Annotated in this window: 12 protein-coding genes; 5 read left to right on the top strand and 7 right to left on the bottom strand. The window is 71.0% G+C overall.

Annotation, left to right across the window (positions count from 1 at the left end):
- Positions 1-219 precede the first annotated feature (219 nt).
- The 5 genes from AOK22_RS27775 to AOK22_RS27755 form a co-directional block, all read right to left on the bottom strand.
- Complete coding sequence (locus tag AOK22_RS27775; RefSeq protein ID WP_055701461.1) at positions 220-870, bottom strand: TetR/AcrR family transcriptional regulator; 651 nt, start codon at positions 868-870, stop codon at positions 220-222.
- Positions 867-1,550: a DUF4166 domain-containing protein gene (locus tag AOK22_RS27770; protein WP_055701460.1), complete on the bottom strand. Its 684-nt coding sequence runs from the start codon at positions 1,548-1,550 to the stop codon at positions 867-869. Before AOK22_RS27770 ends, AOK22_RS27775 begins: the two co-directional genes overlap by 4 nt.
- Complete coding sequence (locus tag AOK22_RS27765; protein WP_055701464.1) at positions 1,547-2,257, bottom strand: hypothetical protein; 711 nt, start codon at positions 2,255-2,257, stop codon at positions 1,547-1,549. The genes AOK22_RS27770 and AOK22_RS27765 overlap by 4 nt, the downstream gene beginning before the upstream one ends.
- 148 nt (positions 2,258-2,405) lie before the next feature.
- Positions 2,406-2,699: an MTH1187 family thiamine-binding protein gene (locus AOK22_RS27760; RefSeq protein WP_055701459.1), complete on the bottom strand. Its 294-nt coding sequence runs from the start codon at positions 2,697-2,699 to the stop codon at positions 2,406-2,408.
- Positions 2,696-3,040 carry a DUF3817 domain-containing protein gene (locus AOK22_RS27755; RefSeq protein WP_055701458.1) on the bottom strand — a complete coding sequence of 115 codons (345 nt, stop codon included), beginning with the start codon at positions 3,038-3,040 and terminating at the stop codon, positions 2,696-2,698. Before AOK22_RS27755 ends, AOK22_RS27760 begins: the two co-directional genes overlap by 4 nt.
- 168 nt (positions 3,041-3,208) lie before the next feature.
- Between AOK22_RS27755 and AOK22_RS27750 the strand changes: the two genes are divergently transcribed.
- The 4 genes from AOK22_RS27750 to AOK22_RS27735 all read left to right on the top strand — a co-directional run bounded on the left by AOK22_RS27750 (position 3,209) and on the right by AOK22_RS27735 (position 5,897).
- A complete protein-coding gene (locus AOK22_RS27750) occupies positions 3,209-3,847 on the top strand; it encodes an AIM24 family protein (RefSeq protein ID WP_079036862.1) in 639 nt (212 codons plus the stop codon).
- Between the two features lies 1 nt (position 3,848).
- Positions 3,849-4,499, top strand: a complete 651-nt coding sequence (locus AOK22_RS27745; protein ID WP_055701457.1) for an AIM24 family protein — start codon at positions 3,849-3,851, stop codon at positions 4,497-4,499.
- 47 nt (positions 4,500-4,546) lie between these two features.
- Positions 4,547-5,302: an AIM24 family protein gene (locus AOK22_RS27740; RefSeq protein ID WP_055701462.1), complete on the top strand. Its 756-nt coding sequence runs from the start codon at positions 4,547-4,549 to the stop codon at positions 5,300-5,302.
- A gap of 118 nt (positions 5,303-5,420) precedes the next feature.
- Positions 5,421-5,897: a MarR family winged helix-turn-helix transcriptional regulator gene (locus tag AOK22_RS27735; protein ID WP_055701456.1), complete on the top strand. Its 477-nt coding sequence runs from the start codon at positions 5,421-5,423 to the stop codon at positions 5,895-5,897.
- Between the two features lie 31 nt (positions 5,898-5,928).
- On the opposite strand, the gene AOK22_RS27730 is transcribed toward AOK22_RS27735, so the two are convergent.
- On the bottom strand, positions 5,929-7,383 hold the full coding sequence (locus AOK22_RS27730; RefSeq protein ID WP_055701455.1) for a sensor histidine kinase: 1,455 nt from the start codon (positions 7,381-7,383) through the stop codon (positions 5,929-5,931).
- Positions 7,380-8,099, bottom strand: a complete 720-nt coding sequence (locus AOK22_RS27725) for a response regulator transcription factor (protein ID WP_055701454.1) — start codon at positions 8,097-8,099, stop codon at positions 7,380-7,382. The genes AOK22_RS27730 and AOK22_RS27725 overlap by 4 nt, the downstream gene beginning before the upstream one ends.
- Before the next feature lie 188 nt (positions 8,100-8,287).
- On the opposite strand from AOK22_RS27725, the gene AOK22_RS27720 reads away from it, so the two are divergent.
- Positions 8,288-8,896: PepSY domain-containing protein (locus AOK22_RS27720; protein ID WP_055701453.1), on the top strand; the 609-nt coding region annotated here is incomplete at its 3' end.

Here is an 8,896-nt window from a genome sequence, read left to right as displayed (position 1 = left end):
AGGGTGGGCACAGCCCCCGGTACAGAGCGGCGATGAAGGAGGCTCCAAGCCCGGTGCAGGCGGGCACAGGCCCCGGGGCCGGGTGGCGCGAAGTGTGGCTTCAGCCCCGGTGCAGCCGGACCGAGCAGGCCCTCGGCCAGAGGTGGCTCCAAGCCCGGTGCAGGCGGGCACGGGCCCCGGGGCCGGGCGGCGATGGAGGTGGCCCCGGCCCCGGCGGGGTCAGAGGCGGCGTCGCAGATGGTGGCGGACCGCCCGCTGGGCGATGGGCCCCAGGTCCTCGATCGCCGTCACCAGGTGGGACAACTGCTCCAGGGACTCCAGCGCCCGCTCCGTACCCGCGGAGTCCACCCCTTCGTACAACTCCATGCCGACGAACGACGCCGCCACGGCCCGCGCAAGGCCCACGGGATCGGCGAACTCCCCGAGAGGGGAGGCGGCCAGCACGCGCGTCAGGACCTTCTCGATCTCCTCGACCCAGAGGGCGAGCCCCGCCGCCGTCGCCACGGCGAGCCGAGGCTGCGTCTGCGACCCCGCCAGCAGCTGACCGAGCACCGCGACATGCCCCGCCTCCCTCTCCTCCTCGTGCATCTCCCGCCCGAACGCGAGCAGTTCGGAGAGCGAGTCGATCCCGGCGAGCCGCTCGCGGTAGCGGTCGACCCGCTGCTCCGTGCCGTAGCGGCACGCCGCCGCCAGCAGCTCGTCGACCGAGCCGAAGTGGTAGAAGACGAGGGCCTGGTTGACCCCGGCGGACGCCGCGATGCTGCGCGCCGACGTCTTGGCGATCCCCTGCTCCGTGAGCGTCCGCAACGCCCCTTCGAGCAGCTTGGTCCGCGTCTCCTGGCTCTTGGCCGGATCCTTGGCCGCGCTCACGCCCGCACCTCCTCGCGCACGGGCCGCAGCCCGGCCCGCACCCCGCACGCCCGGACGTCGGAGTACGTCGCCGTGAAGGACCCCTCGTACCCGAAGAGCGGCCCGAAGTACGGGTTGGTGACCCGGACTTGGATGCGGAAGCACTCCGCCGCGTCGTCGTAGGACTCGCGGACCTCCGCGTCGCCGCGGATCAGGCCGGGGACGCGGCAGTCCACCGGCCCCTCCCGGAAGCGGTGGTGCCCGGAGCGGATCAGGAGCGAGCCGTCGGGCTCGGCCCGCAGGTACAGGTCGGTGGCGAGGTGCTGATGCGTGCCGAGGTAGTCGAGCACGCGGTCGCCCTTGGGGCTCATGACCATCTGGGCGTCGAAGCGGCGAGGGCCGCCGGGAAGATCGAAGGTGCGCACGAAGCTCACCGTCTCACGGCCGTACGTGTCGGCGTACGGCACGTTCTCGATGACGAAGGGGACGTTCCTGCCCTGGCGCGGGACGAGGATGTTCCGCGTGCCGCCCACGGCGAGGAACGGCTTCACGAAGCCCCGGCCGTGCCAGATGCGGTCCATGACGCCCCGCCCGGTGCAGGCCTCGCCGCTCGCGAGCCCGACGGAGAAGCGGCGCCGGATCTGCGGGTGCAGCCGCTCGAAGTCGGCACCCATCACGGTCCTGAAGATCGACGACGTCATGACTGCTGCTCCTTGGCGGTGGCGAGGGTGGTCAGGATGCGCGGGGCACGCGCGCGTTCCGGCGGGGTGCGCAGGCAGCGGCGGGCCGCCGGGGTCGTCGGCAGGGGCGGCAGCATCAGCATCAGGGCCGCCGTCGCCAGGGCCGTCATGGGGGCGAACAGGACCGCGGCCACGACGCACAGGACGCGGGCGACGCACTCGGCGGCGCCGTGCAGGAGGGCCCGCTCGGGGGTGATGCCGCGCTCCAGCCACAGGCGCAGCCGGTCGAAGGACCAGGCGGTCGCCCAGCCCATGAGGGGGCGGAAGACCGCGCGGTCGGCGATCCTCCCGAACCGTCCCCAGCGCGGGCGGTAGTCGTAGCCGGTGACGAAGCGGATGCCGTCGCCGTCGTTCGTCGGTACGTAGCGCCAGTAGCCGCTGCCCTCCTCCAGGAGGGAGAGGGGGTGCGGCGAGGCGAAGCGCAGGGCGGAGGTCCTGGTGCCGTCGGGCCGGCGCTTCTCCCCCGCGGAGATCCCGGTGCCGGCGACCATCAGGAAGGGCAGCACGCGCGTGGCGTACCGGAAGTGCTGCGGCTCGCCCTCCTGGCACGGGAGGTAGTCGATCTCGGTGAAGCGCAGGTCCCAGCGCTGGTGCGAACCGGGCTCCTGGGTGCGCGCCCAGAGGTCGTCGAGATCGGCGCGTATCCGCGCCTCGATGTACAGACTCACGGTGAACCCCCACGTCAGCATGCTTTTGAGCGACTGCTTAAACGGAAGGTACAGGTGTTTGAGCAGTCGCTCAAGTCGGCGTCGGGGCGCAAGAGGGCACAAGAAAAGCCCCCGCCCGGAGGGCGGGGGCTTTCAGGAGTGCGAGGGGTTACGCGGAGAGGTGGCGCTCCACCGTGTCGACCTTGGAGGTCAGGCCGTCGGTCACACCGGGGCGGATGTCCGCCTTCATGACGACCGAGACGCGGGGCGCACGCGCCTCCACCGCGGCGACGGCGCGCTTGACGACGTCCATCACCTCGTCCCACTCGCCCTCGACGGACGTGAACATCGCGTCGGTGCGGTGGGGCAGGCCCGACTCGCGGACGACGCGGACCGCGTCGGCGACGTACTCGCCGACGTCCTCGCCGACGCCCAGCGGGGTCACGGAGAAGGCGACGATCATGCGCCCACAACCCCCTCGCGGCGGGCGCGGGAGGCGATCACCGCGTTCTCGGCCTCACGCTTGAGCTTGCGCTCGGCGAAGAAGCCGCCGGTCGGCAGGACCGAGAGGACGAAGTACAGGGCGCCGGTCTTCAGGTCCCACTTCGTGCGGTTCCAGGCGTCGAGCCAGAACACCACGTAGAGCACGAAGAGCACGCCGTGGATCATGCCCATCGCCGGCACGGCGTTGAATTCCGTGGTCCGCTTCAGCACCGAGCAGACGAGCAGCAGCAGGAAGGAGACGGCCTCGGGGGCCGAGACCAGGCGGAGGCGGCGGAGTGCGGAAGCGGTCTTGATGTCCACGGATCACCTTCGGGTGGGTGGGCGGCGGGAGGGGGCGTACGCACGGCGCGCGCCGATCTTGTGAACGCGCGCACAAGCGACCCCCATTGTGACATCGGGGTGTTCTCGGGGTTCGCTCAGGGCCCTTCACCCTGTTCTGGGCGGGTACGCGGCGGCTACCGTCGATTCGTGGCTACGTTCCGGCTCCAAGGGAGCAGAGTGCTCGCCGTCGACATGACGGGCGACGCCGTCAAGGCGAAGAACGGCTCGATGGTGGCGTACGACGGCCAGATGGCCTTCAAGAAGATGACCGGCGGCGGCGAGGGGATACGGGGCATGGTGACCCGTCGCGTCACCGGCGAGCAGATGACGGTGATGGAGGTGAAGGGGCACGGCACCTGCTGGTTCGCCGACCGCGCCACCGAGATCAATCTGGTGCGGCTGCAGGGCGACAAGCTGTTCGTCGAGGCGAGCAATCTGCTGTGCACGGAGGCCGGCCTGCGCACGGGCACCAGCTTCACGGGCCTGCGCGGCGCGACCCAGGGCAACGGCCTGTTCACCACGACCGTCGAGGGCACCGGCCAGGCGGCGATCGTCTCCGACGGCCCGGCGGTGGTGCTGCGCGTCTCCCAGCAGTATCCGCTGACGGTCGACCCGGGCGCCTACATCGCCCACCAGGGGAACATCCGCCAGAGCTTCCAGTCCGGCGTGACCGTCCGCACGTTCCTGGGCGAGGGCGGCGGCGAGGCCTTCCAGATCCGCTTCGAGGGCGACGGCCTCGTCTACGTCCAGCCCAGTGAGCGCGCCACGATCGCGGGGGACGTGTGACATGCCCTTCCGAGAGATCAACTCGAAGATGATCGAGGCCACGGTGCAGCCGGGCGCCAAGATCTTCAGTCAGCGCGGCGCCATGCTCGCCTACAAGGGAGACGTCTCCTTCACCCCGAACATCCAGGGCGGGCAGGGCGGCCTGATGTCCATGCTCGGGCGCCGGGTCGCGGGTGAGGCCACCGCCCTGATGACCGTCGAGGGCAGCGGCACGGTCCTCTTCGGGCACGGCGGCCACCACATCCAGGTGATCGGCCTCTCCGGGGACACCCTCTACGTGGAGGCCGACCGCCTCCTCGCCTTCGACGGCACGCTCCAGCAGGGCACGATGTTCATGGGCTCACAGGGCGGCGTCATGGGCATGGTGCGCGGCCAGGTCAGCGGCCAGGGCCTGTTCACCACGACCCTCAAGGGCCACGGCGCGGTCGCCGTCATGGCGCACGGCGGCGTCATCGAGGTCCCCATCACCCCGCAGCGCCCGGTCCACGTCGACCCGCAGGCCTATGTGGCCCACCACGGCGACGTGCGCAACAAGCTGTCCACGGCGCTCGGCTGGCGCGACATGGTGGGCCGCGGCTCCGGCGAGGCCTTCCAGCTGGAGCTTTCGGGCAGCGGCGCGGTCTACGTCCAGGCCTCGGAGGAGAAGCTGTGAATCCGAACGTGTCCACACCCGCGGGCGCGCCCGCCGTCCTCGACCCCATGACGCTCCCGGTCGACGACAACGTCAACGCGTACACCTTCTGCGTGGAGCTCAAGGGGAACCAATGGTTCCTGCAGAAGGGGAAGATGATCGCCTACTACGGGCGGATCGACTTCAACGGCATCGGGCACGGCCGTCTCGACCGGCTGGTCCGGACCAGCTTTCATTCGCCGCTGCACGCAAGCGACTGGGTCGTGGCGGACGGCCAGGGCAAGATGCTCCTCGCCGACCGGGCCTTCGACGTGAATTCGTATGACCTGGAAGACGGCAACCTGACCATTCGCTCCGGCAACCTCCTCGCTTTTCAGCCAACTCTCGCGCTGAAGCAGTCGATCGTTCCGGGCTTCCTGACCCTGATCGGAACCGGAAAGTTCGTCGCCGCGTCGAACGGCCCGGTGGTGTTCATGGAGCCGCCGATCCGCGTCGATCCACAGGCCCTCGTGGGCTGGGCGGACTGCCCTTCACCCTGCCATCACTACGACCACGGATACCTCACAGGCGTGATCGGAGGCGTGCGGGCACTGACCGGCATCGGTGGCACGTCCGGTGAGGAGCACCAGTTCGAGTTCGTGGGCGCCGGCACGGTCCTGCTCCAGTCGACCGAGGCGCTGATGCCGGAGCAGGCCTCCGGAGAGGTGCCGCAGCAGGCCGGCGTGCCAGGCGGACGCGGCGCCCCTGGACAACCGGGCCAGCAGTCGGGGGTACCGCGCCTTCCCGGACAACTGGGGGACCTCCAGCGTCGCTTCGGGCTGTGAGCGGTAGTCTGCGGAGTGTGACGGCGAACGCCTGTGCCCCTCCGAGAGCCAGGGGGTGCGAGGCGCGTCACACCCCACCGTTCGTTCACCTTTCAACTTCTTAGGTAGAATCGATTCCATGGAGACCGAGACGGCCCCGCAGTGGCTGACCGACGAGGAACAGTGCGCATGGCGCACCCACGTGGAGGTCAACAGGATGCTGACATATCAGCTCGAAAAGGACCTTCAGCCGTTCAACCTGACCATGAACGACTACGACATTCTCGTGCATCTCTCAGAATCGGACGAGCTGCGGATGCGCATGAGCGATCTCGCCGCCGCCACTCTGCAGTCCAAGAGCCGCCTGTCCCACCAGATCACCCGCATGGAGAACGCGGGCCTGGTGCGCCGTGAGAACTGCGAGTCGGACCGGCGCGGCCTCTACACCGTCCTCACCGAGGAGGGCATGGAGACCATGCAGAAGGTGGCACCGCACCACGTCGCCTCCGTGCGGCGGCACTTCGTCGACCTCGTCTCCCCCGAGGCACTCGGCGATCTGCGCAAGGCCCTGGCCCCGATCGCGGAGCACCTGCGCGCCCAGCGCGGCAAGCCCTGATCCACCCCCGCGCGACCGGCCGTACCGTCCCTCAATCCGCCGACGACTGAGGGCTGGGCAGCCGGAGCTCGAAGAGCGCACCGCCCGACGGCGCCTCCCGGACCACGAGAGTGCCGCCGTGCCGCGCCGCCACGTCCCGCGCGATGGCGAGGCCCAGACCGGCCCCACCCTCGTCGCGGCTGCGGGCATCGTCGAGACGTACGAACCTCTCGAAGATCCTCTCCCGCTCGCCCTCCGGCACGCCGCTCCCGTCATCGGACACCTCAAGGACCGCCCAGGCGCCCTCGCGCCTGGCGGCGACCGAGACGCGGGAGCGCGCGTGCCGCTGTGCGTTGTTGAGGAGATTTCCGAGCACCCGCGCCAACTGGCTCCGGGAGCCCGCGACTTCGACGCTCTTCAGGTCCGCGCGCACCTCGATGCGGTCCCGGGTGCGCTGCGACAGCTCCTCGCGGACGAAGGCCGCCAGGTCGACCCGCTTGTCCCCCGGCCTCTCCCCCGCGTCGAGGCGGGCCAGGAGCAGCAGGTCGGCGGCGAGCTCCTGAAGGCGCACGGTGTCCTCCACCGCGCCGTCGACGTCCAGCAACTCGGGGTGGGCGGCGCCCACTTCGAGCTGGGTGCGCAGCGAGGCGATGGGGCTGCGCAGCTCGTGCGAGGCGTCGGCGACGAAGCGGCGCTGGCGCTCCACCGAGGTCTGCAGCGCGGTGAGCGTCTCGTTCGTGGTGCGGGCGAGCCGGGCGATCTCGTCGTGCGTGTGCGGCTCGGGGACCCGGCGCGCCAGGTCCTCCGACGCGGTGATCACGGCCATCTCCTCGGTGATGGCGCCCACCGGACGCAGCGCGCGGCGCGTCACCAGCCAGGTGACACCGCCGACGACCACCAGGAGCAGCGGGAAACCGATCAGCATCGACGTCAACGCCGTGGAGACCGCGCTCTGTTCGTCGGCGAGCGAGCCGCCCGCGTAGACGGTCAGGTCGCCCCGGGACTCCGTGCCCACCTCGACGGCGGCGAAGCGGTAGTCGGCGCTCTCGCCGTCGACGGTGGCCGAGCCGTTGCTGTAGTCGGTGTCGTCGGAGATGTCGCCCGTCTCGGACCCCTCGTCGCCCTTCCCCTCGCCCTTGTCCTCGCCGTCCCCGTCGTCGTCGGCGGGCGGTTTCCCGGCGGCGGAGCCGGGCGTGACCGCGTCGACCCCGGTGCCGCTGATCCGCTCCAGGTCGTCGCTCGCCGCCACCAGCCTGCCCCTCTCGTCCACGACCTGGACGGGGGTGTCCTCGTCGTCGGGCAGGTCGAGGTCGGCGTAGGGGCGGTCCGCGGCGAGTTGCAGGGCGACCTTGCGGGCGGCGGCGTCGGCCCGGGAGTCGGCCTGGTCGGTGAGGTTGGCGCGCAGCGCGAGCAGCACGGCGGCGCCCGCGGCGACCAGCGCGAGGGCGACGACCAGGCTCGCGCCGAGCGTGGCACGGGCCCGCACCGAGCCGAACAGCCGCCTCATCGCGGGGCCTCCAGACGGTAGCCGGCGCCGCGCACGGTCTTGATGAGGGCCGCGCCGAGCTTGCGCCGCAGCGTGCTCACGTACACCTCGACGATGTTGGGATCGCCTTCGTAGGCGAAGTCCCAGACGTGCTCCAGGATGTCGCCCTTGGAGACCACCTCGCCCGCGCGCAGCACCAGCTGCTCCAGGACCGCGAACTCCTTGGCGGTGAGGGTGACTTCGTCCTCGCCGCGGAAGACGCGGCGGGCGGCCGTGTCGACCTTGAGGTCGCCCAGGGTGTGCACCGGGGAGGGTCCCGCGGAGCCGCGCCGGCGCAGCAGCGCCTTCACGCGGGCGACCAGCACGACGTACGAGAAGGGCTTGGTGAGGTAGTCGTCGGCGCCCGTGTCGAGGCCCTCCGCCTCGTCGTACTCGCCGTCCTTGGCGGTGAGCATGAGGATCGGCACGTCGTTGCCCGCCGCGCGCAGGGTGGAGCAGACGCGGTAGCCGTTCATCCCCGGCAGCATGATGTCGAGGACGACCAGGTCGTACGTGCCCTCGCTCGCGCGGTGCAGTCCGTCGACGCCGTCGTGGACGACGTCGACGGCGTAGCCCTCGGCGGTCAGGCCCTTGGCCAGGGACAGGGCCAGGCGCTTTTCGTCCTCCACGATCAACAATCGAAAGGTGTGGCGCGTGGCGCCTCCGGTAGGGCGGTGGTGGGAGACGGCTGGGCGCATGGGTTCAGGGTCGCAGAGCGAAGCTGAAGAGTTCTTCAGGCGGCTTCAGCTCGGGTTCAGGATCGCTCCGCCAGATTGGTCCTCGTCGAAAGCGAACGGCCCCGGCGCCGGAGCACTCGGCAGCCGCCATCCGGCACCGGCGCCGCACCACTGGGCACCAGAGCCGACACGACTCGGGAGGAACCCTCATGAAGCGCAACATCGTCATCGCCACCGTCGCCGCCGTGGCCCTCATCGGTGGCGGTACCGCCACCGCCCTCGCGGTCACCGGCGACGACGAGGCGTCGGCCGCCAAGAAGTCGAGCGTCCAGCTCAAGGACGACGGCCGCGGGGACGACGACCGCGACGACGCCGCGGAGAACACCGTCGAGGCGAAGGCCGCGAAGGTGACGGCGGCGGACGCGATCAAGGCGGCCCTCGCGAAGACCGGCGGCACCGCGGTCTCCGCCGAGCTCGACGAAGAGGACGGCGGCCTGGTGTGGGGCGTGGACGTCCTGAAGGGCAGCACCTGGCACGACGTCGAGGTCGACCCCGGCACCGGCAAGGTGCTGGACACCTGGGTCGACAAGGACGACGACGGTGACGACGCGGCCGACGCCGCCCGGGTGAACGCCGCGCTGAAGGGCGCGTCCACCAGCGCCGAGGACGCCGCGCGGGCCGCCGCCGCCAAGGGCGAGGTCACCTCCGTCGACCTGGACGACGACGGCACGGCGACCGCCTGGGAGGCGGAGACGACGTCCGCCAAGGGCGCCGAGTCCGACTGGCGCGTCGACCTGAAGACCGGCAAGGTCACCGCG

This window comes from Streptomyces silaceus (assembly GCF_001419745.1).
Lineage (GTDB): Bacteria > Actinomycetota > Actinomycetes > Streptomycetales > Streptomycetaceae > Streptomyces > Streptomyces silaceus.
Note: the sequence above shows the minus strand (reverse complement) of the source record. Positions and strands in the feature narration are given on the sequence as shown.